General features: G+C 50.6%; 1 protein-coding gene. It reads left to right on the top strand.

Going from position 1 to position 247, the window contains the following annotated elements; all coding sequences use genetic code 11:
- Positions 1 to 247: Calx-beta domain-containing protein (locus tag H8K55_RS21455; RefSeq protein WP_186944279.1), on the top strand; the 247-nt coding region annotated here is incomplete at both ends.

The following is a 247-nucleotide window of genomic DNA, read 5'->3' as shown; positions in this document are numbered from 1 at the left end:
AGTGACTACACAGCAGCAAGCGGTACTTTAACGTTCAATCCTGGTGTCACCACCCAAACGATCACGGTCAATATCAGTAATGACAGCGTGTTCGAATTGTCCGAGAACTTCAACGTCAATTTGGTCACTCCAACGAATGCGACGATATCTGACAATCTGGGCATAGGCACGATCAAAGATGATGGCACCGGCACGGGTGGTAGTGACAACGACACCCCAACGCTGAGCGTCAGTAACGTGACGGTCG

The organism is Affinundibacterium flavidum, assembly GCF_014284175.1.
In the GTDB taxonomy this organism is placed as follows: Bacteria; Pseudomonadota; Gammaproteobacteria; order Burkholderiales; family Burkholderiaceae_D; genus Undibacterium; species Undibacterium flavidum.
Note: the sequence above shows the minus strand (reverse complement) of the source record. Positions and strands in the feature narration are given on the sequence as shown.